This window comes from Paenibacillus sp. F024, from assembly GCF_057814255.1.
In genome coordinates, this window is record NZ_JBVASZ010000004.1 from 1 (window position 1) to 22644 (window position 22644).

At 47.6% G+C, this 22644-nt stretch carries 19 protein-coding genes and 1 rRNA gene; 2 read left to right on the forward strand and 18 right to left on the reverse strand.

Annotated features, from left to right (window positions below):
- The 4 genes from ACZYR9_RS06185 to ACZYR9_RS06200 form a co-directional block, all read right to left on the reverse strand.
- A 16S ribosomal RNA gene (locus tag ACZYR9_RS06185) occupies window positions 1-125 on the reverse strand; the annotation flags it as partial.
- Between the two features lie 375 nt (window positions 126-500).
- On the reverse strand, window positions 501-1274 hold the full coding sequence (locus ACZYR9_RS06190) for a thiazole synthase (RefSeq protein ID WP_488977602.1): 774 nt from the start codon (window positions 1272-1274) through the stop codon (window positions 501-503).
- Between the two features lie 32 nt (window positions 1275-1306).
- Window positions 1307-1507, reverse strand: coding sequence for a sulfur carrier protein ThiS (thiS, locus tag ACZYR9_RS06195; protein WP_488977603.1), 201 nt, complete (start codon window positions 1505-1507; stop codon window positions 1307-1309).
- A gap of 258 nt (window positions 1508-1765) precedes the next feature.
- Window positions 1766-2641, reverse strand: coding sequence for a nucleotidyltransferase-like protein (locus ACZYR9_RS06200; protein ID WP_488977604.1), 876 nt, complete (start codon window positions 2639-2641; stop codon window positions 1766-1768).
- A gap of 137 nt (window positions 2642-2778) precedes the next feature.
- Between ACZYR9_RS06200 and ACZYR9_RS06205 the strand changes: the two genes are divergently transcribed.
- Window positions 2779-3174, forward strand: a complete 396-nt coding sequence (locus ACZYR9_RS06205; protein ID WP_488977605.1) for a DUF2614 family zinc ribbon-containing protein — start codon at window positions 2779-2781, stop codon at window positions 3172-3174.
- Between the two features lie 76 nt (window positions 3175-3250).
- On the opposite strand, the gene ACZYR9_RS06210 is transcribed toward ACZYR9_RS06205, so the two are convergent.
- The 8 genes from ACZYR9_RS06210 to gatC form a co-directional block, all read right to left on the reverse strand.
- A complete protein-coding gene (locus tag ACZYR9_RS06210; protein ID WP_488977606.1) occupies window positions 3251-4969 on the reverse strand; it encodes a glycosyl hydrolase family 18 protein in 1719 nt (572 codons plus the stop codon).
- A 112-nt stretch (window positions 4970-5081) separates the two neighbouring features.
- Window positions 5082-5513, reverse strand: coding sequence for a Fur family transcriptional regulator (locus ACZYR9_RS06215; protein WP_488977607.1), 432 nt, complete (start codon window positions 5511-5513; stop codon window positions 5082-5084).
- Between the two features lie 291 nt (window positions 5514-5804).
- Entirely contained in the window at window positions 5805-6455 is a 651-nt protein-coding gene (locus tag ACZYR9_RS06220) for a hypothetical protein (RefSeq protein WP_488977608.1), read from the reverse strand.
- A gap of 109 nt (window positions 6456-6564) precedes the next feature.
- Window positions 6565-7257 (reverse strand): MgtC/SapB family protein, encoded by a 693-nt coding sequence (locus ACZYR9_RS06225; protein ID WP_488977609.1) that lies wholly within the window; start codon window positions 7255-7257, stop codon window positions 6565-6567.
- Between the two features lie 259 nt (window positions 7258-7516).
- Window positions 7517-7966, reverse strand: a complete 450-nt coding sequence (locus ACZYR9_RS06230; RefSeq protein WP_488977610.1) for a GNAT family N-acetyltransferase — start codon at window positions 7964-7966, stop codon at window positions 7517-7519.
- Window positions 7967-8064: 98 nt separating this feature from the next.
- Window positions 8065-9513, reverse strand: a complete 1449-nt coding sequence (gene gatB, locus ACZYR9_RS06235) for an Asp-tRNA(Asn)/Glu-tRNA(Gln) amidotransferase subunit GatB (RefSeq protein WP_488977611.1) — start codon at window positions 9511-9513, stop codon at window positions 8065-8067.
- Between the two features lie 19 nt (window positions 9514-9532).
- Window positions 9533-10990 carry an Asp-tRNA(Asn)/Glu-tRNA(Gln) amidotransferase subunit GatA gene (gene gatA, locus ACZYR9_RS06240; RefSeq protein ID WP_488977612.1) on the reverse strand — a complete coding sequence of 486 codons (1458 nt, stop codon included), beginning with the start codon at window positions 10988-10990 and terminating at the stop codon, window positions 9533-9535.
- Between the two features lie 29 nt (window positions 10991-11019).
- Window positions 11020-11307, reverse strand: a complete 288-nt coding sequence (gene gatC / locus ACZYR9_RS06245) for an Asp-tRNA(Asn)/Glu-tRNA(Gln) amidotransferase subunit GatC (RefSeq protein WP_488977613.1) — start codon at window positions 11305-11307, stop codon at window positions 11020-11022.
- A gap of 183 nt (window positions 11308-11490) precedes the next feature.
- Between gatC and ACZYR9_RS06250 the strand changes: the two genes are divergently transcribed.
- Window positions 11491-12549: an EAL domain-containing protein gene (locus ACZYR9_RS06250; protein ID WP_488977614.1), complete on the forward strand. Its 1059-nt coding sequence runs from the start codon at window positions 11491-11493 to the stop codon at window positions 12547-12549.
- A 77-nt stretch (window positions 12550-12626) separates the two neighbouring features.
- Here ACZYR9_RS06250 and ACZYR9_RS06255 read toward each other — a convergent pair whose 3' ends face one another.
- The 6 genes from ACZYR9_RS06255 to ACZYR9_RS06280 form a co-directional block, all read right to left on the reverse strand.
- Window positions 12627-13004: an ATPase gene (locus ACZYR9_RS06255; protein ID WP_488977615.1), complete on the reverse strand. Its 378-nt coding sequence runs from the start codon at window positions 13002-13004 to the stop codon at window positions 12627-12629.
- A gap of 307 nt (window positions 13005-13311) precedes the next feature.
- A complete protein-coding gene (locus tag ACZYR9_RS06260; RefSeq protein WP_488977616.1) occupies window positions 13312-19710 on the reverse strand; it encodes a glycoside hydrolase family 78 protein in 6399 nt (2132 codons plus the stop codon).
- 12 nt (window positions 19711-19722) lie between these two features.
- Entirely contained in the window at window positions 19723-20829 is a 1107-nt protein-coding gene (locus tag ACZYR9_RS06265) for an S-layer homology domain-containing protein (protein WP_488977617.1), read from the reverse strand.
- A 148-nt stretch (window positions 20830-20977) separates the two neighbouring features.
- Complete coding sequence (locus ACZYR9_RS06270) at window positions 20978-21523, reverse strand: hypothetical protein (protein ID WP_488977618.1); 546 nt, start codon at window positions 21521-21523, stop codon at window positions 20978-20980.
- Window positions 21520-21696, reverse strand: a complete 177-nt coding sequence (locus ACZYR9_RS06275) for a hypothetical protein (protein WP_488977619.1) — start codon at window positions 21694-21696, stop codon at window positions 21520-21522. Before ACZYR9_RS06275 ends, ACZYR9_RS06270 begins: the two co-directional genes overlap by 4 nt.
- A 29-nt stretch (window positions 21697-21725) precedes the next feature.
- A complete protein-coding gene (locus ACZYR9_RS06280) occupies window positions 21726-22643 on the reverse strand; it encodes a hypothetical protein (protein ID WP_488977620.1) in 918 nt (305 codons plus the stop codon).
- Between the last annotated feature and the right edge of the window lies 1 nt (window position 22644).

Genomic DNA, 22644 nt, shown 5'->3' on the forward strand with positions numbered 1-22644 from the left:
CAGGTTGCCTACGTGTTACTCACCCGTCCGCCGCTAACTTATCCCGAAGGATAAATCCGCTCGACTTGCATGTATTAGGCACGCCGCCAGCGTTCGTCCTGAGCCAGGATCAAACTCTCCATTAAAGAAAAGCTGATATAGCTCAAAATTTAAAACTGGCGAGAATCATACGATTCTCTATTAAAACACTCACTCGTTGTTCAGTTTTCAAAGGGCAATTTCTTCGACAAAGTCTTACTGCAGAAGCATTTTCCGACCTTGCCGTTTACTGTCACCTCGTTTAGCGGCGACTTTTATAATATACCACATTCACCTATCTCAATGCAAGCATTTTTTTAACCGTTGTTTTCTGCTCACCATTTGAGATCCTTCAAAACGATAGGCCGTTTGAAGCGGCGAGAATTAATTTAACATATCCTTTGTTTGAAAGTCAAGCACCCGTATGAAAAAAAATAAGGAGCCCCCGCAGCGACCAATGGACCAGGAGCTCCCATGCTCTATTATTCAATCATACCTTCAACCGGACTGCTTGCGGAAGCATACCGTTTCTTAGGGATTCGGCCAGCCATGAAGCCTTTGCGCCCCGCCTCAACGGCCAGTTTAAACGCCTCAGCCATCAGGACGGGATTACCCGCTCCGGCCACTGCCGTATTTAATAAAACGCCGTCTGCTCCTAGCTCCATGGCCAAGGCAGCATCGGCAGGACCTCCAATTCCTGCGTCAACAATAATCGGCACCTTAGCTTCCTCTAGGATGAACCGCAAATTATTCGGATTTACGATACCTTGACCGGAACCGATTGGCGAAGCACCAGGCATCACAGCAGCAGCTCCGGCTTCCTGCAGCTTGCGAGCAAGAATCGGATCATCTGAGGTATAAGGAAGCACAATAAAGCCTTCATCCACCAAGATTTTCGTTGCTTCCAGCGTACCTACAGGATCCGGCAGCAAGGTTTTGGGATCACCAATCACTTCCACTTTAATCATATCGCACAATCCGGATGCTTTCGCCAAACGCGCAATTCGTACAGCCTCTTCAACCGAATAAGCACCAGCTGTATTGGGCAGCAGAGTAAATTTTTTCAAATCCAAAGTTTCGAGAAAGTTGGGTGCATCCGGGTTATCAATCGGCAGCCTGCGTATGGCAAACGTCAATACCTCCGCCTCCGAGACGCGAACAGCCTGGTCTTGTATTTGCAAGTCCGTAAATTTTCCCGTACCCAAAAGCAGCCGGGATTTAAATTCATAAGGGCCAATTTTCAACGCTTCACTCATGTTCATTGTCTCCTTCAATATAAAAAGATATGTTAACCGCCGCCAACAAAATGGACGATCTCCACTCGGTCGCCATCATTCAGACGTGTCTCGTTATAAGTGCCGCGCTCAATAATCTCCTTATTTAGCTCCACTACCAATATTTTGTTCTCCAGCTTGAACGCCGCCAGCATTTCTGCCACCGTAGAAGCGTTATCCACTTCCTTTGGCTCCCCATTCACAATGAGTTTCATCCGCTCACCTCCCCTATATTCCAAGCATTACAAAAAAAGCCAACCCAGAGCGGGTTGACATCATGAGCAAATGCCTTACAACAACTTATGTAAACATTCGTCCACTTCCCTACGCTGGCATGATCCAGTTGTATCCGCGTCCAGCAGACTACCGTAACTCAGGTTCCAAGGGTCAAAGAATACGCTTCTTTTTCTCAGCCCCGCTGCGTTGAGGCTCCCCTAGTGGCTATTCAATTTGCTGCCATTATATCACAAACTTCAGCTCTTGACATCCTTATAACGAAGCTCAAGTACGGATAATTCAGAGTCGATCGTAAAAATAATCTCTTTTGCCAGCGATTTTTTGACCAGCTTGCCCATTAACAGCGGAAGCTCCGCTTTCACGTCCGCCAACTTCGGAACCTGCTGCAGCTCTTGAAGGCTCCAGGCTTCTTCCCTGCTGGCAAGCAAATCAATAAGCGGCTTACAGCAATTCTCCATTTTGGACATCACCGAAAATTCACAAGCCAGCAGGACCAACTGCACCCGCTGCCTCAATGTTTCGTTACTTAAGGTGAGCTCCTCGTACAATTTGTAAACACCGGGATTTATCGTCTTCACTTGCCGCCATACCATAACCTCAGGATGGCGGCCCGATTCAATAATCACGATCCGCGCCCAGTGATGCAGCGCTTCAAGTATATTGTTATAAGCATCCAATAAATGCTCGTTAAGTATGTATTCTTTGCTCTGTAGATAGCACCGCAAAAACTTGGAGAATTCAATAAGCAGCTTGTGCTCCCGCAGCTCTAATGGGAATTCAAGTACCTTATGACGTAAGCTCTCCAAATACGTATTCCGATCCAAAAGTATCTCCCCTTTTAAGATCCAATAAATCAAATTGCGGTGTTCTCCATGCAAGATCCATTGCTCCAACGCATCCGGACTAACCCATCTTTCTTGTATACGCTGGTTGTCTTTTATATAATGAATTTGTTGATAAGTGCGTTCATTGTCACGGCTAATGACAAGAAGAAGAATATCAAATCCATCTGTAACGGAGGAGAACATCGAGGGGTTATCGACGACCGACACACTGATGACAGCTTCATCCTGCCGGAGTCTTTCTACCCAATATTGTTTTACTGATTCCAATGAAGTAAGCCTCCTGACTGTGGGCACAAGAATCAAATAATGCAATATTTATGTTTATTTCTACATTCAACTTCAGTTTCCTGCCAACGTTTTGTGACAAAACTCACATAATTATTAATTTGAAAGAAGTGACGTAAATGAAACTCAAGTCAAGTAAAGTAAATGAATTCCGGTTATGGGGACTGCTGTTAACACTGGGCGGAATGCTTCTCATGATTACCGGACTTGCGGGTATCGTGTTCGAATGGGGAAAAGCAGGACGCATTCTTGCGGCAACGTGCATGGTTCTTGGCGGCATTTCCATGCTGGTCAGCATGGGTATCTATTTTACGGCAGGCATGATGTCAACGAGCGCTACGGTGCTGGCATGTCCCGAATGCGGAAAGCACACCAAAATGCTGGGCAAGACCGACCGCTGCATGTACTGCAAAACGATTTTATCGTTTGACCCCAAACACGCTCCTAATGAAGAAACGGAGGATACCGCCGGCGGCGCTTCAAGCGGCAGAAATGAAACGACCTCCTCTACTTGATTAGGAAGAGCTTTGCCCACACAACAAATAAACTGGCTATGCCGCGCAGCAAGCGTTACGGAATAGCCAGTTTATTTTATTGCTTGGGTTCAAGCGCCGAACGGATCCAGTTCCATGCCTCCGGATTCTCAAAGCCTCTGCGCCAGGAAGCGACTCCGGCAAGCTGATATTTATTTACCAGTGCAATTCTCGCTTTAACCGACGTCTCATCCTCGATCCAGATTTTTTTGCGCTTGCCGTCTTCTTCGTATTCGATATAATTTTGTCCGGTTTCCTCAGAGAAAACAGGGGTCAGATTCCTTTCCCTGATCACCCGCTGCGGCCTATCCATGAACACAGCCCTTGAACTCACGTTGGTTTGGCCATCCACTATCTCCTCCGTCCATTCCCTTGTATAAAAAGGAATGCCCAGAATCAGCTTGGACGGAGGAATATCATCCTCCTCAAGCAGTGAAGTAATGGACTGTTCCACCCATGGCAGCGATGCAACAGACCCTGCCTTAGGACTGCTTGCCCAATGCTCGTCATAAGCCATCAGCATCATGTAATCAAGCGATGCAATAAGCGCTTTACGGTCATAAAAAAGCGACCACATCTCGCTGTTGGATTTGGGTGTAACGTCCATCGAGATGATAAGCCCCTGTTCATGCATAAGCGGTGCCATTTCACGAACAAATTGAACGAGATTTTGTTTATCCTTCAGGTACACATTTTCAAAATCAATATTAATGCCATCCAGCAAGTACATCTGAGCAAAAGCCAAAAGCTGCCTGATCATGGTCATCCTTTTGTCATAGGTGGATAAGGCATCCGTTGTCCTTTTCGGATCAAACCCATTGCTGAACAGCGCCCAAACCTGGTACCCATTCTTATGAGCCCATTGGACATAGGCCGGATCGGCCAGATTATTCAAATTTCCTTCCCCGTCCTCCAAATAAAACCATGTGGGACTGACAACACCTACTCCCGGCATCGGAGAAATTTTGGAGGTGTCCGGATTTTTGGTTACCGCATGCTCCCAAGTCAAATTTACAATCCCTTTGATCGGCTGCTTGGGAACGAAATCGGCTGCAGGCTTTTTCTTGGGAATGGTCTCCTCCTGATCGGCAAGCAGCTGCTCCTTGAGAATGTACCCCATATAACCATTGGTCAGCTGAACACGAATCCACTCTTCTTGTTCCCCCCATGCCATTACCGGCTCTCCCTGCTTTACATCGGCCAAAATCACCGATTTAATCGAGGGATCCCTGCGCATGGGAATCGTTCGGTCCGGTTTATCCGGGTGAAAAAGCGTCTTGTACCAACGAACGGTATCGCCTTCTTTAAACAAAAGCACCGCACCCGTCTCTTCAGACTCACGCAGCTCGATTTCATACAAGTCCTTCAATGGATCCATGGGGAGGTACAGCATATCATCCTTTTTTTCAAGCGGGAACCGGAGTTTGAACGGCTTCTCATTCATCATACCCGTCAGCTCGCTCGTGCGCAGCCGAACAACCCTATATTGAGTAGTAATGATGGTGGATTCCGATGATTTCTCATAAATCATAGAGGGATCAATATGTTCCTTTACAAGGTCATAAGAGAGCTTCAGGCTTTCTTTAGATCCGATGGCCGGATCATGGAGCATCGCCCCTTGATAAAATACCGGTTTCGGATTTCCTTCAAAGCTCGGCTGTTCACGCTTTGAGCTCGGCACATAAACCGACCAATAAAACAGCCCAAAAGCAATACCGCATATAACGGCTAATGTCATAAGCAGCGGGGGCATTCTACGGTTTTTCCTGCGACGCATGGCTTCACTCCCGTATTCCGCATCTTGAAATCGTTTTAAAAAAAGAAAAGACGTGTTCGTTCCGCCTTCAGGCGGAACGAACACGTCCATTATACCTTAAACTATCAATCTATCATACCGTTTGCATCGCGCATTCCGAACATACGCCGTACACTTCAACACGGTGACTCTTCACGTGGAAACCCGTCATTTCTTCAGCGGCCTGTTCCAAATCGTTTAACGGTTTATAGGCAAAATCAACCAATTTCCCGCACTGCTCACAGAGTGCATGATAATGATCGGACAAATTCGAATCAAACCTGCTGGAATGATCGCCGTATGTCATCTCCCGCACCAATCCGGCTTCAATAAACACTTTAAGGTTATTATACACGGTGGCAACGCTCATGCTGGGAAAACGCGGGGATAATGCTTTGTAAATATCATCAGCCGTCGGATGAATCATCGTATCAAGCAAAAAGGACAAAATAGCAAGGCGCTGAGGAGTCATTCGTACGCCCATCGTCTTAAGTTTATTTAACGCATGTTCTAAAGAATGGTTCATGGTATTCACCGCCCACTCGAGAAAGTATATCACTTAATTATACTTGTGCGCCGGATAATATGTCAATTCATCATATGGATATGGAAAGAGACCCCTACGGGCTAGGATCCAGCCGGTAGACGTTGTGTTCTGAAATTTGGAATTCGCCGTTTATAGCTTCCCCGGAAAACCGGTTGTTTTATTGGGAGTCTTGCCGCATTGCCTATCGCACTTTCAAGAATCACGGAGCCGCAGACCGGCACGAGCAAAAGCACTGCCGTATAGCGACATGCTTAAGCCTATGCGCCGTTCCTATTTTTTAGCGGATTCCTTAAAAAACATATAGATTCCCACAGCAATCAGAATCACTGCCACGACCGACGAACCCAAGAACTCCAGCACACGGTCAAGCCAAGCCGGCTTACCGTTGATGAGAATGAGGAGCGCCCCCGCGGCAATCAAGACATAACCCAATCCGTTACCACGCAGCTTTGGCTTCTTAGGCTTTTCCTCCGGGAAAATCATCCCCCCTTGCTCCTGCACATCTAGTCCAAGCCCAAAAGAAAATCCTCTGTAATTGACTTTATCCGCTTGCTGCAGCGCATCAAAGATATTATAGAAATAAATGACAGGCACAAGCAGAGAGAAAAGAACAATGAGCGGGATGCTTGTCACTTGGCTTGTAGCGAAGAAGACAATCGCGAAAATATCCATAATCAGCAGCAGCATGATGCCCATGCCCCGCTGCATGAGACCCAAGTAGAGCTGACCCGTACCAGGGATCAAAAAGGAAAGAATTCCGGCGATCCATTTGTTTTTACGGGGCATTCGGCGATCATAGAACGGGTCAAACGGCTGCTGCCTGCGGGGCTTCCCGTAGCGTTTCATTCTCTCCCGCAAAAAAGCTTCTTCCTCATCGTCTTCATGGATATACGGACCTTTTGACGGATCCTGACCCTGCATTGGTGAACTCCTCCTTAAAAACAGCAAATGCCGTGAAACAGCTTCCCCGTCCATAGGTCAATCTCTTAGATGCAGCGTTTCTAATGCCCCTTCCATTTTTGCAAAGAAATCAGTCGCATGAAACTGAATTCACTCCATCCAGGCTCATGAGATTCTCCACGGTTTGGGCTACCTTAATATCTTTAGCTAACCGAAGTGTCAATGTAATCTGAAGCCGGTTCCCTTTTTCCCCAGGGATTTCTTCTACAGAGAGCTTTTGAATAACGTTGCCTTGTTTGCTCAGCATCGTGACTACGTTGCCAAGCAAACTAGGGCTATCGACGGCCTCCAGCTTAAAAAAACGCGATTTTTTCGTATGAAAGTACTTCTGCTCAACAAGGTTTAGCAAAAATAGGCTGACTAGTGCAAGCCCGCAGGCCAGTATCGCAGCATAATAAAATCCCGCGCCAACGGCCAGCCCAATGGCCGCGACAACCCACAAGGAAGCTGCCGTTGTCAGTCCCGTGATCGATTTGCCTGTAAAAAGAATCGTTCCCGCCCCTAAAAAACCGATCCCGCTGATCACCTGTGCCGCGAGTCGGGCCGGATCCAAACGGACATTATCCAGCTTGGCGAATTCAGCAAACCCGTACATCGACAACAGCATGATAAGCGTAGATCCAAGGCATACGAGAATGTGGGTACGCAGGCCAGCTGCACGGTTATTTTGCTCCCGTTCGAATCCGATGACTCCGCCTAACATTAAGGCCAGCAGTAAACGAAGAGTAATATGCAGCGTATCAATCGTCCACGGATCGTTCATAGACCGTCGCCCCCCTAATCATAGATGAAGAATAATGTTGAAGATTATTGTAACATGGAAAGGTTTGTTTCAGGAGATGTTTGCAGAAAAAGAAAAAACTTGTGCTACCTTTTCTTTACACAAAGACAAGCCGAAAAGAAACAATCGGTCCATCTTGTTATAGCTCTCAGGACAATATCCTAAAAAAACACAAAAAGGCCCGAAACGAATACAGGCCTTTTGATCGGTTTCTCATATTCGGCACGATGAACGGACCATGTTATAACACTTTCTGAAATTGCGTTAGTGTAATCCCCGGCGCCACCAGCTGTGTCCGAAACGGTTGATATCCATGTTTATCATACAGCTGAACAGCTGGAGTATTATTCGTACCCGTATATACGATGATCCTCATTCCCGGCAGCGCAAATTGCTCAAGATGCTCCAAGAGCTTGCTTGCAATCCCGCGGCGGAAGCAGGCCGGATGCACCATCATACGGCTGATCAATAACTCCTTGGCGTTCTGCTTGCATGCGGCCGCGCCTTCCAGCTTTTCTTCATAATAACCAAAGAACGATTCACCGGATTCCTTTAGGCTGAGCGGAGAATCGAACAACGGTGGAATTTCCTCAAAGCCGATCAGCTCCGCTTCCACCCGATATGCGATTTGCTGCAGTTCGAGGAATTCCAGCACCTCGTTCGTATCGGTCAGATCGATGGGACGAATCATGGATTCAGCCTCCTTCTTGTGCACAAAAAAACGGTATGGCCTCCGAAGTCCGACATTCACAATGGGGCAGGACTAAGGGGCATACCGCTTTGGTCACATTATGCGTTAAGGCGTTCGATAATCAGCTTGTTCACCAAACCCGGGTTGGCTTTACCCTTGGTTTCCTTCATGACTTGCCCGACCAAGAACCCGACCGCTTTTTCTTTGCCTGCCTTGTAATCGGCAACCGATTGCGGATTATTCGTTACAATCTGATCGACAACGGCTTTAATGGCCCCTTCGTCGCTGATTTGCACCAGACCCTGTTCTTCTACAATGGTCTGCGGGTCTTTACCCGTTTCCAGCATGGACTTAAAAACAGTTTTGGCGATTTTACTGCTGATCGTCCCTTTTTCCATGAGCCCGATCATTTCCCCCAGACCTTTGCCCGTGATGCTCACATCGGCAAGCTCCAGGTTGTTGGCGTTCAAATATCCGAGCAAATCGCCCATAATCCAGTTGGAAACCGCCTTGGCGTCCTTCGTGAAGTTCAAGCTCTCTTCGAAGAAATCGGCAAGCTTCATGGAAGAGGTAATCACCTCAGCATCGTAGCTCGGCAAACCGTATTCGTTGACGTAACGATGCTTACGCGCATCCGGCAGCTCAGGAATCGATGCGAGAACGCGAGCCTTCCACTCCTCATCAATATGAAAGGAGACCAGGTCCGGATCCGGGAAATACCGATAGTCGTGAGCCTGCTCCTTGCTGCGCATTGTCAGAGTCTTACCCTGGGCCTCATCCCAGCGGCGCGTCTCCTGCACGATATGGCCTCCGCTATCCAGTACGTCTGCCTGCCTCCATTCCTCGTATTCCAGACCGCGTTGAACGCCGCGGAACGAGTTCATGTTCTTGAGCTCTGTTTTCGTACCGAATTCCTTTTGGCCGAAAGGACGCAGACTGATGTTGGCGTCGCAGCGCAGGGACCCCTGCTCCATTTTTACATCGGAAACGTCACAATACTGCATGATTGCCTTAATCTTTTCCAAGTAGGCGCGCGCTTCCTCGGGAGAACGCAGATCCGGTTCAGATACGATCTCGATCAGCGGAGTGCCGACACGGTTAAAGTCGGCCAGCGTCGCATAGCCTCCGTCCACGTGCGTAAGCTTGCCTGCATCTTCCTCCAGATGCACGCGCGTAATGCCGATGCGCTTTGTCTCGCCATTCACTTCAATCTCGATCCATCCATGCTCTCCCACCGGCTTGTCATACTGCGAAATCTGGTATGCCTTTGGGGAGTCAGGATAAAAATAGTTTTTCCGGTCAAATTTGCTCTCTGTTGCAACCTGGCAATTGAGCGCCATCGCTGCCTTCATGGCATACTCTACCGCCTGCTTGTTCAGAACGGGAAGCACGCCGGGATGTCCTAAACAGACCGGACACGTATGCGTGTTCGGCGGAGCTCCAAATGCGGTGGAGCAGCCGCAGAAAATTTTGGACTTTGTGTGCAGTTCTACGTGCACCTCGAGCCCGATGACCGTTTCATATTTCTTATCGGTTGCTGCTGTCACTTGAGGTTGCTCCTTTCTATTACAGCTGCGGACGCTGCTTGTGGAAGTCGGTGTGCTGCTCGTAAGCGTGGGCTACGCGCAGAATCGTGGATTCATCGAGCGCTTTGCCGATAATTTGCAGACCTACCGGCAGCCCGTCCGAGAACCCGCAAGGAACGCTGATGGCTGGAATACCGGCCAAATTCACGGGGATCGTCAGGATATCGTTCAAATACATGGTCAGCGGGTTGTCCACCTGCGAACCGATACGGAACGCTGTTGTCGGAGCCGTCGGCCCGATCACCACGTCATATTTTTCAAACACTTGGTCAAAATCGCGTTTAATTAAAGTACGCACTTTTTGCGCCTTTAAATAATAGGCATCGTAATATCCGGAGCTTAGAGCGTAAGTGCCAAGCATGATCCGGCGCTTGACTTCATTACCGAAGCCTTCGCTGCGGGATTTAAGATACACGTCCAGCAGGTTCTTAGGATTTTCGGCGCGTACGCCATAACGGACTCCGTCGAAACGGGCCAGATTGGAGGACGCTTCCGAGGACGCCAGAAGATAATAGGCGGCAACAGCATACTCCGAATGCGGCAGGGATACCTCTTCAACTATGGCTCCCAAGCCCTCCAGCACCTTCAATGCCGTAAGCACCGCATCCTTCACCTTCGGATCAATTCCTTGGCCCAGGTATTCCTTCGGTACGGCAATACGCAGTCCCTGGACGTCGCCCGTCAATGAACCGATGTAGTCGGGAATTTCCGCGTTCAAGGATGTCGAATCCTTCGGATCGTGGCCGGCAATCGCTTGAAGCAAGTAAGCACTATCCTCCACGTTCTTGGTCAGCGGTCCGATTTGGTCAAGCGAGGAAGCGAATGCTACCAGACCGTAACGGGACACCAGACCGTATGTCGGCTTCATTCCGACAATACCGCAGTATGCCGCCGGCTGCCGAATCGATCCTCCCGTATCCGAGCCTAGCGAGAAATAGACTTCGCCCGCCGCTACCGCGGCAGCGGAACCGCTGCTGGAGCCGCCCGGAACATACTCAAGATTCCAGGGATTGTGCGTTGGATAAAAGCTGGAGTTCTCGCCCGAGCCTCCCATAGCGAATTCGTCCATGTTCAGCTTGCCTACGGAGACAGCTTGAGCTTCTTTCAGCTTGCTCACAACGGTTGCATCATAGATCGGATTGTAATTGCTGAGAAATTGACTCGCGCAGGTCGTCGTTACGCCTTCGGTGACAATGTTATCTTTCACTCCGATAGGCAACCCGAAAAGCAGTCCGCGGGAATCTCCCTCGCCGGATTGCTCGTCCAAAGCCTTAGCCGCTTTCCGCGCGTTATCTTCATCTAACTTAAGAAAAGCTCTTACCTTACCGTCTACTGCGGCAATACGTTTATACGATTCGTCCACCAGATCGGAGACGGTGATTTCTTTGGCATGAAGCTTGTTATGTAATTCTTGCAGACGCAAATTAAGCAAAGACAAGCGAAAATCCTCCCTTCGTAGATCTTACGTTATTCCAGTACCGCCGGAACCTTAATCTGTCCGTCTTCTTCATCCGGCGCGTTCAGCAGAACCTTCTCGAGCGGCAAAGAAGGCTTAACGACATCTTCGCGCATGACGTTCACAAGCGGCATGGCATGGCTTGTCGGCTCGACACCTTCTGTGTCCAGCTGATTCAGCTGCTCGGCATATTTTAATATAGCATTCAATTGCTCGGTGAACCGTTCCTTCTCCTGATCCCCAAGTTCAAGTCTAGCCAACGCGGCTGCGTGCTCCACATCCTTGATGGTGATACTCATTTCCTGCACCTCACTCTTCAGCAATCATTCTTTTTATTATAGCCTAGATGGTTTTTTAACTCAATTATTTGTGTTTAGAGCATAAGAAATACGGGTAATGGTGGTGGTTAAAATATTAGGATAGCAAGACAATATCATAGTATAATAGGATCATAATATAGGACTGGAAGAGGAGACTGATGAATGAGCTGCTCTGGATGCAGGCCAATAGCCCCCATACAAGATCAAGGATGGTTGCTGGTTCAAGCAACGGAACCTTCAGTTGCGGAAAAGCTGCGGGAAGCAAGCATTGCGTCGATGTTTTTGCATGAGACAAGGGAATCAAGCCTGTCCTTTCGTTACGAATCCAAAGAACAGCTGTTTGAATCTTTAACCGCGCTCGAAGCCGCGATCACCGAGAAAGAACAAGTACATGTTAAGATGCGCATTACCGAATCAGAATGTGCCCATGGAAATGCCGATCTGACCGATGCCGTCTCCTTTAAGCCATTTTTTGCGAGAATGAAGCATCAAAATTTAGTACGCATTATACTGGATGGACAGTTCACCAGCTACATGCAGCCGATTTTTGATACGCCGACAGGAAAAATTTTCGGCTATGAATTTTTGCTCCGAGCCTCGGAAACGGGACCCGCATTTAATCCTTACGAATTGTTTACGATCGCTCAGCAAACGGGTTTACATTCATTCCTCGACCGGTCTGCACGGATATCAGCCATTCAGACCAGCGCAATGCATATTCCAAAGGGATACAAACGGTTCATCAACTTTTTGCCTTCATCGATCTATAATCCCAATTACTGCCTGACCCATACCTTCGCGGCGATTGAGAATTATGAGCTGGACCCGCAGGACTTTGTGTTTGAAGTCGTGGAGACCGAGCGAATTGCAGACATCAAACACTTGCAAAATATATTTGAGGTTTACCGGCAGCATGGTGTGAAGGTCGCACTTGACGACGTGGGCTCCGGTTTTTCTACCCTCGATGTCTTGTCTGCACTAAAGCCAGAATATGTGAAAATCGACCGCGGGTTAACCGATCACTGTGACGAAGACAGCGAGAAGCAGAATAAAATTGATGAAATCATCCGCCGTGCCTCTTCTTTTGGGGGCGTGGTATTGGCTGAGGGAATGGAACGCACCGAGGAATGGGACTACTGCAAAGCTTCCGGCATCCAGCTTGCCCAAGGCTATCTGCTGGGTAAACCATCGCCTAGACCACTTCAGGAAATGGAGAATTAATGCAAAAAGGTCAAGAAATCACCGTCATTCCCGGCGGTTATCTTGACCTTTTATTCGTGTAATGAGATCGGCGGACGTTAGATCCACGCTTTCAGATGGATTTGCTTAATAAAGTCTTCGTTCGATTGGATTTCCTTGTTCGTTTCGGCCACCGGTTCTTCTGCATCGCCGTTCATGATGCGGCGGAACAGTTCTTCATTCTTCGTGGCAAGCGCAAAATCAATTAGCGCCTCCCGCTCCACCCGGTCAACCTCCTGCTGCAGCAGCACTTCCTCAAGCTCGACATCCGTTCCGGGCACGAAATAATGCTTGTTCGCCTTCGGTACCCGTACCACATAATCAAATACATTATCCGCATTGCGGTCGTACGCAATGATATATCCATATTCGCCGATCGGCAAATTTTGTTCAAAACTATCCCCGACAATATACACTTTTTGCCCTAAACGCAGCATGGACGCTCCCCCTCTTGGTTCTACCGGCCCTTGCCTATTGATTCATGTCAAAAATTCTATATGGTAAATTTTGATAGAATAGCAACTGCGATGTGTCTCATGAATCGTTGTTGCACTGGTACCAGAAGCAATAATATGAATTCTATTAATATTATCATTTTTTCTAAAGCGAAGCAATGTTACAGAGAATGAACCATCTTCTATAACCCTATCACCCCTATGAAAGGGAAGCCATTCCCATTGTCCAATCCCTTCAGCATAAAAACAAGGGGAGAATTCGCAGCGAATCCCCCCCTTGTTCGGCCGATTAGTGCCGGATATGGTTCACGATGACCTCATACATGTTTCCTAAGATACGTATGGGCACATCCGTTGTTTGCTCCAATCCGTTCGACCATCTGACCTTGAACCGAAAGATGTAATGCTCCCCATTTTGCAGCATCCGGACGTGGTCCGTATTCAACAATTGTCCCGTGAATCGAACGCCGTTATTTCCGGTAAGACGGACGGTTTCTCCCGTTTCGATCAACACCGCGTCCACGTAAACGGGCTTCGTGGCACTAACACCCGTATCCGTCATCTGAGCGGCCAGTTCGAATGCTTCTCCCGCCCAAAAATCCCTTGCCTCTCTCTGCTGCTGAGGGTATTTCGCATTCCAGGTCTGGCGGTAGCTCTCCCACTCCGGAGTATGGCCAATCCACCCTGTAATATCCAACGGAAGGACAACAAAGGAATACGTTTGTTGGTACGTCCCCCCTTTTCCATCATTAAGCGTCAATCGGAAAGTATAGTCCCCCTCGGGCAGAGGGCCGTAAGCAAACACTCTGTTCTGGCCGGAAGGAACGTCCGCCCAGTACTGAATAGAGAAAAATGCGCCTCCGTTAAAGCTGCTTTCCACAGTAATGGATAAAGCATCTCCGTCAGGATCCGAAGATCGAATGATGAACTCAGGCGTGTCGTGTTCATATATTGGATTGGAGTAAGTAAGATTACCGCTCGGCGGCCGATTAATATAAAGCCATACTTGAGGCGACCAGGCGGATTCGGCTCCATATTGATCCCACACCATTACGCGCACTCTGAGTTTTTCGCCTTCCGGCAGATCTCTCGTCACAGTCCAAGATCCGCTAGTATTGGCGGTATTTTGTGCGACCTTCCCGCTATCCAGCACCGTGACCGTATTCGCATCGTTAGTGATTTGAATCCGGAAATGTGTGAATATCGTTCCCGGGTCAGGGTCGGTCTGAGACCAAATGAGCTGCGGGCGCAAAGTACTGACTATCGTCGGATTTGCCTGTGTGCCATATGGATAACTCATAAACGCAGCAGGTGGACGGTTCGTTGTCATCCAACCGATATTACTCCACCCCGACCAGGCTTCTCCATCGCTTACCTGAACCTGCACTGAATACTTACTGCCCATCAGCAGCGTATGATCCATTGTCCACGCCCAAGAGACTGCCGTTGTTTCCATTACCTGATGATTCAAGCATTCGACGCAAAATCCGGCTTCGTCCTTAACTCTGAGGTTGAAGGCGGTGAATAGGGTTCCCGGATTAACATCCGCCTGATTCCATCGTATGGTTGGCTTCAAGCTAACCGGTGTAGGATTGGCTTGTGTACCTGTAGGAAAAGTGAGCGTCACTGTTGGAGGAGCATTCGGCGGCGGTATGACTGTAATCGTGATGGTTTGCTCATACCAATCACTCCATGCGCCATATTCATCCTGAACGGCCATATATACGTTGTAAATTCCGGTTTCAGTAGGTCTAACCAGTTTGGAAGCTGCCGTGTTGCCGCTCGGTGTGATGTAATAGAATTTTTTGGCGTATATCCCATTGTTGTCGGCATAAGGCGCTTGGCAGCTGCCTTTTGCATAACACCGGTCCGGATCGTAGCTATCATCGGTCCAAGCTACCGTTTGATTTGACGAAATGCTTAAAGTGAATTTAGATATCGGAGCCCGGTGTACAATCAATTGCTGATCATACCAGCCGGAGTACTTTGAATAATCCTTGAAAGCTTGGGATCCGTTGGCCAGCCTGTGATAAGGGTGCGGATCGTCAGGCGCTCGGTACTCGATCTTATATACTCCGACCTTATCAAAATTCAAGATCGGCGTTGTTACGGTTTTTCCGTGACGGCTGGACAATCCACTTTTACCGTCGCCAGTGTTCAAGAATATGGTTGTGTCCACATGAGCGTATTTCCATTGGGTCCCGTTGTCATACCTTGGGTCATTTTCAGGATCCGTAAAGGTTGTCGCGTATTCAACAGGTGAATCGACTAAGGCGGTCCCTTCAGTTTTATTCATTAAATAAGGATTTGCTATTAATGCTCCCATGTCTTTAAATTCGGTAGTCTCATGTACGGAGTACGGGCCGTAGGTTCCCGTTGAATAAGCATTATCGTAGACAGTAAACAATGGAGTGGAGCTTTCATAAATTTTGATCTCATTGCCGGACATTTTTATCGAATACTTCATCCATGTTCCTGATGCCAAACTTCTAGCTGATTCCGCCAGGACCGTGCGTTGTCCGTTTACGATCTTCACCAGCCGAAGCCGATTTTTCATGACTTCAACCCGATACATATTCTTATGATCTTGTATTCGGAATGACATTCCGGCAGGGACCTGATCGTACTTCAGGTTGTTGATTCTCATTGTCCAATGGATCGAGCCGTCGGCCACCTTTTGCATACCGGGATTAATGAGCTGACCGAACGAAAAGGCTTCATTTATCCCCGACAACGGAGGTGCTTTTTTGAAGGTGTAAACCTTGCCGCAAACTACGAAAATATTTTCCGAATATACCTCGGGTCTGGGGCATCCTGCTCCAGGCTGCCATATTTTCGCATTGTTCCTATAATCCACAATCCACCAGTCCGGATTATAGTAACCGCCGAAGTTATGAATGCTATAGCCGTCTATTGGATGATTAAGACCATACTTATTTTCCGAAAGACCAGTAAAATCCAAACTTTCGGTCGGATTCTCCGGGATAAAGCATCCCGTACATTGGGTGTACTTGTAAACCTTCTTTTTTGCAAAATCGGCAAATCTGGTCCTATCATCGTAGCCAACTTGTCCACTACTAACATTGGAACCTGCCTGATAGGTGACCAATGTTTCCCTTTCATTGGTATACCAGGGTCCGGCAAAGAAATTAGAATAATGTGACTGCAATGCATCCCGTATGAAGTCTATTGATCCTGTCGTTCCATTCATCCAATACATATCATGATTATCAGTGAATATGCTCATTCCGCTAGGTGCTTTAAAAGCCTCCCAAGCATACACTGGCGTCACCGGTGAGGAAGGAGGCGTACCAAAGGTTACGACCTTATACGGGGTAGATAAATTAGTAAATGGATACGACTCTACCTTTTTATTAGCGCGATCAACCCGTTTGTAGTCTACATTGGTTTTTATGAAGTAGTCCAAATAATGGTGAGGTGTTCCATCACTAAAATAGCCTATTTGATTTTCTGCATACGGCCTGCTAACTTCCGGAGTCGTGTTTCCTCCTTTTAATTGGGAAATTTTATATCTCGACCAAGTCGACCTATTACCACTGCCATACCAAATAATCAATTCCCCAAGATCTTCTCTAAAAAAAGCCTTATGATTATCCCTGAATCTACCCTCAGATAGCTTGATGGGGGCCGGGAAATGCGGAGCCGCTAAATAATATGCCGGGATTTCACTGCCCGTATCATATCTGCCTAATCCCCACAGAAATACATTATCCCCTAAAAAATGCTCGGGAGGCGTAGTTATCGGCTTGTTTGGAGCATAGTTACCCAACCCGCCGATAAGAGTAAGATCCGAGGCTCTGCCCGGAAATGTAAGATTAGGATCTTTAATAGCATAATCATAGTGTCTTTGAATCGGTACTCTGGAATTTGAGGTTAACGTTCCGCCAGGAGTTAGGCTCCAGAACATCTTATTAAAAACATTTTTGTCCAGGGTTGTATTAATCCAAGCGCTTGTAAACAAGCTTGCAGCACTCAACGGAGCAGAGACCATAGGAACCGGCTCATTGGATTGCCCGCTTACTTTGAAAGTTACGTCTGGATTATCATTAGTTACTTCAACAGTAAAGTCCTTTGTGCTGTTTTTCCCGTAATCCTCTTCCGCATACAAACGGAAGCAATATTGACCTGCCTTAGTAGGATGAAATTTGAAATTCTCATTGTCGCTGGATATCAAATTTTCCAGTGGATTACAGACGCCATTATTATTCGCATCATAACCAAACCAGGTCTTGTAGACGACTATATTGTCACCGTCCGGACTGTATGAGCTATTTTTGAAATAACTCGGAGCCATCCGGGAAATCGTACTGGCGTACTGAAAATCAATCACAGGCGGCTGGTCCGGAATGACCGCTAAATCCCATGTATCCGGCTCTAAAGATTTGAGGCCGGTATTGTCATAGACATGCAATTGAATTTTCTCAGTACCGACTACGGAATAACTCCGTTTGGCGTTAATCCATTCATCCTTTGAGTGGTCAATCGTGCGGCCTTTTACCGGCGAATAGCTTTCACTTGAGTCCCAAGGGATGGATAATGGACGATCTACTTTAACGATCTGCTGTCCCTTTATTTGCGGTATGGGGTTAGGCGGTATGACGTCAAGGTTTGCACAAGCGTTAGTGGCTCCAACGCCGTCTGCAGCGTAGGCGCAAACTACCTGCATACCCGGTACATCGGCGGTCATGCCTGAATAGCTTTGGCTGGTATAGGGTGTTCTCCAGTTATATTTGGCAGGAAGTCCTCTGACCCATTCGGTTGTGTTTAGAGGGTCCTCAAAGTCCCAATAGAAAGTAAGTGGGTCGCCGTCAGGATCTTTCAGCTCCGTCACCTTTAAGCCCACCGTTTCTCCGACAATCGCCGTACTGATCGGTTCGCCGGCAGTATCTACAAAGGTAACTCTAAGCTGCGGGGAATGATTAGGCGGCGGCTGCCCGAGCTCAAACGTTTTGGGACCGATGGGCACCTCTGTACCGCAGCTCGTTAAGGCTATAAAGGTTACGGTTACCGTTCCGCTTTTTATATTGGCCGGGTACTGCTTAATCGCATGATCAAAGGAGAACATGAAAGAGTTTGTATTGCCGCTTGTGTTCGGGTACCAACCATCATCAGCGGCACCCGGAGGCGGCATGGTCAACTCCCCGCCGTTTCCGGACATGTGCCATTTAAACTTGTCCAGTTCGCAACCTTGAGGTTTGGTCTCAACCATAAATAGGTTATTTTCCTTCCATGGCAGCAGACTCTTTTGGATCGTTAATTCTCCCGTTAAAGTTCCTGGTGGCTGCGGTGGCGTTGTTCCACAAGTAGCTTGTGGCGTGAACGTTTTATTTATGGTGTTATTAGCTCTGTTGGTATCTCCTACCGTATCACCTGAGTCAACAACAAGTGTGAAGGTTTTCGGAGCGCTCGTGCTAAAGGTATAGGAGTGCGTACCGCCTAATAAAACACCATTACTCGCCCCATCTGAAGCATTCTCCGTTTTCACCACTACACCGTCAACCTTTAACTGCACGGTGAATGCGGTGGAGGTGCTTACGCCAATATTCTTGTAAGAATACCGGATGGTTTGCGTGCTTCCTACTGGAATACAGGCATTGTCGGTTTTTATTTCTTGTGCGGCTAGGTCGGGTGTGGCAGGAGGTTCGTAAGTAACCTCAACCTTCCCCATGCTGTAAATGTAGGTCTTGGCTTGCCAATCCGTATTGACTTCCATTACATAGTTATTGAGCTGACCGGAGCCTGTATTTTTGCTTTCAATTATACAATCTTTTGGATCACCTACAGGTTCAGGGTCTTTCGGATTGAATGTACAAACGGTATTTAATATCCGTCGAACGGCAATTTGATTTGATCCATTAATATATCCCCATGAATATGGTTCGGTACCAATCTTCATCTCTGAAGCACCTGTTAACCGAATGCTGTTTGGATCAACAAGTGGGACCGGATCATTGGGTTCAGGATTAATATTGGTTGGTTGAGTTTTATAAAATATAGATGGAGGAGGGACATTGTAGGCCCTAGTCACCGCAGCTCCATTCATATTCCAGTTTGGGGCAATATCCACCATATCTTTAGGTGGACTCCCATATAAATATCTTAGATCGTTACCCTCCATATTTGGTCCGTTATATTCTGTTGGCGTTGAATTGGCCGTCGAGGAGCTTGACTGCCTTATATAGCCCTCACTAGGGATAACTCCTGGTCTTTGCGTAATGCCTCCAACTGCTACATCGTCCGGAATGAATTGATAAATATTTGTGTTTGCTCCTTTGTGTTCCCATCGTTTTCCATTGGGTAAGCGGTATATTTGATGACCGGGATTTGTATCTGCCCTACCATAAACCGTTAGCCCATTACCATTCGCATTAATAGTAACGGTATTGCCGCTTATGGATCGAGTTGCGCTTTGACCAGCTCCTACAGTGACCGCTACATCTTTTACTGTGCCATCAATATAAGGAGAAAGATCAATGCTTCTTGACCATGTGCTGTTATTAGAATAATGTTCACTAGTGACTGGATGATCGCTTAACGTGCCTGATTGGAAATCGATATACATTGTTTTGATCTTGGCTGCATATGCAACTTGATATTCAATGAAAGGTAGTATGAATTGTGTCAGAAAGACAACTAATATTAATAACGAAAAGCGCTTTTTATTCATCGAAAAGCCCCTTTATTCTTTCACAAATAATGGAAAACGCTTTTGTCCCAAATAATAAGCGCTATTTCTTAATGCTGTACGTTGATATTCGGCCCCTTCGGTACCATCTTTGGTGAGAGCAAAAATCAAGTAACCTTCTTTCGATCCTACTTGATTTGAACCAACGACTAAAGCGCGGCGGCTGCTATCTGACGTCACGGATGGCCACCCTACCATTCTAAAATTATCTGTAACGAGCAAGTGATAATCTCTAGTCGTTTCTGTAATGAATTCAACCTTGTATGCAAAGTAGTAACTGTTATCGAGACTTTTTTGATCATATCGAATGCCATTGGCAAGAAGGTCCCAATAAGGGGACTCCTTATCCGAAGAATCAAAGAAAATGATTTCCTTAATCTTCATCTTGATGTCTTTATTCAAGTCATGCTCAATCGGGAGAGTAACCGCTTGTCTTAGCCCGTATGCCGTTTCGAAGTTCGTGCCGCGTAAAGCGATTTCGGCGTTACCCAAAGTAGTTTTATCTACAGGGAGGCTCTCCCCTTTGTTTAATTTAAGTATCCGTTCGATGATGGTTACGGATTGCGCTCTTGTCGTTGGTTTATCCGGTCCTAGTTCCCCTCTGGACAAGCCTTGAATCAGACCGGTTTTCGCGGCATTAAGCATTACGGAATGGTTGTCCATCAAGACCCCTTCCTTTTGCAAATCCCTCCGAGTTGCACGCAAGGATATAAGCGACATTTCAAGTCTGGAAATTTGAGTGTTTAGATCGCCGCTTGTAAAGTCTGCCGTTTGATGGATATTTTTTTCTTTAGCTGCCGTGACATAAGGCGTGTACCAATCCTCTCCATTCTTTGCTTCAGGAACATTAAGCTTCATGGCTGTAACGACTAATTTAATAAATTCAGCTCGGCTTACATTTTGATCCGGTTTAAAGCTGCCGTCTTCATATCCATCGACGTATCCGCTCGCAACCGCTGCGTTAATGGCAGCTTCGGCCCAATGGCCTCTTGTATCGCTAAATGTTTCACTAGCTAATGAGCCTTGCGAATATACCGTACAACCTGCTGTTGTTAAAACACACAAAGCCAACGTTGTAATGAAACATATCTTTTTATACATACTCCAACACTCCCCTATTTTCTGCTTCACAGCGGCTTACTACCCCATTAGAATATAGGACCTTACTACCTTAAGCCGCCTTCAATCATAGGTATATTGTAGCTTATACACCGTATTTTTACAGGTAATGATATCCAGAAAAGGAGATTTATCGTAACCTAACACTTGCGACACTGCTTAGTACGATCGGCTCGCTGGCCTTGTGTCCAAGAAGTGAACGGTTCACTTCTATGATCGCGACAATGGATGGTCCGTAGATGGTTACGTTCACGCTGCGTGTCGTTTGCTGATCTGTAGAGCTGTGTACGGTGATGCTCCGATTCAGCACATAGGGATACGTTGGACTTGATACGTGCTCCAGCAGATGAACGATAGGGGGTTGCTCCAGATGGCTTCCCGGTAAAGGCGTCAAATCCTGCCCAAGCTTAAGATTAAGCCGCAAATACTTATAAAAATCGTCCGTCCCACGTACCCTGTCCCAAACTAGACGGCCGAGCGCGGCTTCCCTCCGGTCTATATTCAAGGCCGCCGCCTGGGCTGCCCGATCGAGCAGCGGTTTGGTTTTGGTCAGGCTGTGCGTTTGCAGCATCCAGTTGAAAGCCGTTACCCAGAGGAAAGCCGCCGCTGCGATTCCAAAAAGAGCGAAAAGCAGCAGGTGAGCGCTGCCTTCGTCCCTCCTTAGCAGCTCTATCAAGGTGCTGTCGCCGTCACCGCACCGCTCACCTGGTTTACTGTAGCGGTCGATATGCTCGTATTGAGATTGGTGCCTTTAGTACCCACGGCCGGCCCTACCTGCGTTCCTGCAATAAACATGGCGGCGCCCCCCAACAAGACGGTAAGAAGACAAGCAATGACTAATTTACCCATTCAAAATCATCCTTTCTATAATATAGTTGTTATCCCTGAAAGCTCGTCATGAGCTGTCTGGAGATCGTAAGGACCCACGGATACAAAAAAAGGAGTATAATCATGCCGAAAGGAATCATGATGTAAAAGCTGATCCAGACGGGCGCGTTCTCGATTCTCCGATTGATTTCGGCCGATAGCGTAGTTTCAATGCTTGCCGTCTGCTCCTTGAGCACTTGAGCTACTTCCTTTGCCTCGGCTTGACTGATCGCTTCCAGAGCATTAACCAACGGAAACACCTCGGAAATGCCCACGGCCTCCTTGAATCTCCAAATGGAGGCACGCCGGTCCCTGCCCCACATCACCGTCAGCTCCTGAAGATGCGGGTTCAGCAGCTTTAGCGGCCTTCCGGCTCTAATCAGCATGTCGCGAATATCTGCCTTATCGCTTACGCAGACTGAGAGTCGCTCAGCGAGCTTGGCGATTTCCATTAAATACTCTCCTCTCCTCCGGCTTGCCGCAGCATGCACAAACAGCATCGGCATCCACCAACCGACCGCTGCCAAAGCACTTCCTTGAAGCAGCATCCAAATCCATGCTCCGGTGGATTGGCCGTACATCCCTTCCGGATTCGCCAGCTTCGCGATAAAGCCCAACAATAAAAACGTCAATGCCATCCCTGTGCGCAAAATCAGAAACCGATTATAGCTCCAAACGGAAGGCAGTCCGGCCAAACGAGCCTTCTCCGCAAAAGCTCGCGCCTGTGGATGCTCAATCTCTTTTTCCATAGCGAGGACGTCTCGTTCTCTTCTCTTCATCCGTTCCAGCATAAGAGCCAGACGGCTTGCGCGCCCCACCCGCACCTGTCCGAGAAGCGCAAACCAGAATAAGGCGCTGCCTCCCGCAAATAAAACGATAAACACAGCTTTATGAGATGTGAGCCACGCGTTCCAAAATAAACCAAGCATG

Coding starts and splice junctions, on each gene's coding strand:
- ACZYR9_RS06190 (WP_488977602.1), bottom strand. CDS start 1,274: ATGAGTGAAGCGTTGAAAATTGGCCCTTATGAATTTAAATCCCGGCTG.
- thiS (WP_488977603.1), bottom strand. CDS start 1,507: ATGAAACTCATTGTGAATGGGGAGCCAAAGGAAGTGGATAACGCTTCT.
- ACZYR9_RS06205 (WP_488977605.1), top strand. CDS start 2,779: ATGAAACTCAAGTCAAGTAAAGTAAATGAATTCCGGTTATGGGGACTG.
- ACZYR9_RS06210 (WP_488977606.1), bottom strand. CDS start 4,969: ATGCGTCGCAGGAAAAACCGTAGAATGCCCCCGCTGCTTATGACATTA.
- ACZYR9_RS06215 (WP_488977607.1), bottom strand. CDS start 5,513: ATGAACCATTCTTTAGAACATGCGTTAAATAAACTTAAGACGATGGGC.
- ACZYR9_RS06220 (WP_488977608.1), bottom strand. CDS start 6,455: ATGCAGGGTCAGGATCCGTCAAAAGGTCCGTATATCCATGAAGACGAT.
- ACZYR9_RS06225 (WP_488977609.1), bottom strand. CDS start 7,257: ATGAACGATCCGTGGACGATTGATACGCTGCATATTACTCTTCGTTTA.
- ACZYR9_RS06230 (WP_488977610.1), bottom strand. CDS start 7,966: ATGATTCGTCCCATCGATCTGACCGATACGAACGAGGTGCTGGAATTC.
- gatC (WP_488977613.1), bottom strand. CDS start 11,307: ATGAGTATCACCATCAAGGATGTGGAGCACGCAGCCGCGTTGGCTAGA.
- ACZYR9_RS06250 (WP_488977614.1), top strand. CDS start 11,491: ATGAGCTGCTCTGGATGCAGGCCAATAGCCCCCATACAAGATCAAGGA.
- ACZYR9_RS06255 (WP_488977615.1), bottom strand. CDS start 13,004: ATGCTGCGTTTAGGGCAAAAAGTGTATATTGTCGGGGATAGTTTTGAA.
- ACZYR9_RS06260 (WP_488977616.1), bottom strand. CDS start 19,710: ATGAATAAAAAGCGCTTTTCGTTATTAATATTAGTTGTCTTTCTGACA.
- ACZYR9_RS06265 (WP_488977617.1), bottom strand. CDS start 20,829: ATGTATAAAAAGATATGTTTCATTACAACGTTGGCTTTGTGTGTTTTA.
- ACZYR9_RS06275 (WP_488977619.1), bottom strand. CDS start 21,696: ATGGGTAAATTAGTCATTGCTTGTCTTCTTACCGTCTTGTTGGGGGGC.
- ACZYR9_RS06280 (WP_488977620.1), bottom strand. CDS start 22,643: ATGCTTGGTTTATTTTGGAACGCGTGGCTCACATCTCATAAAGCTGTG.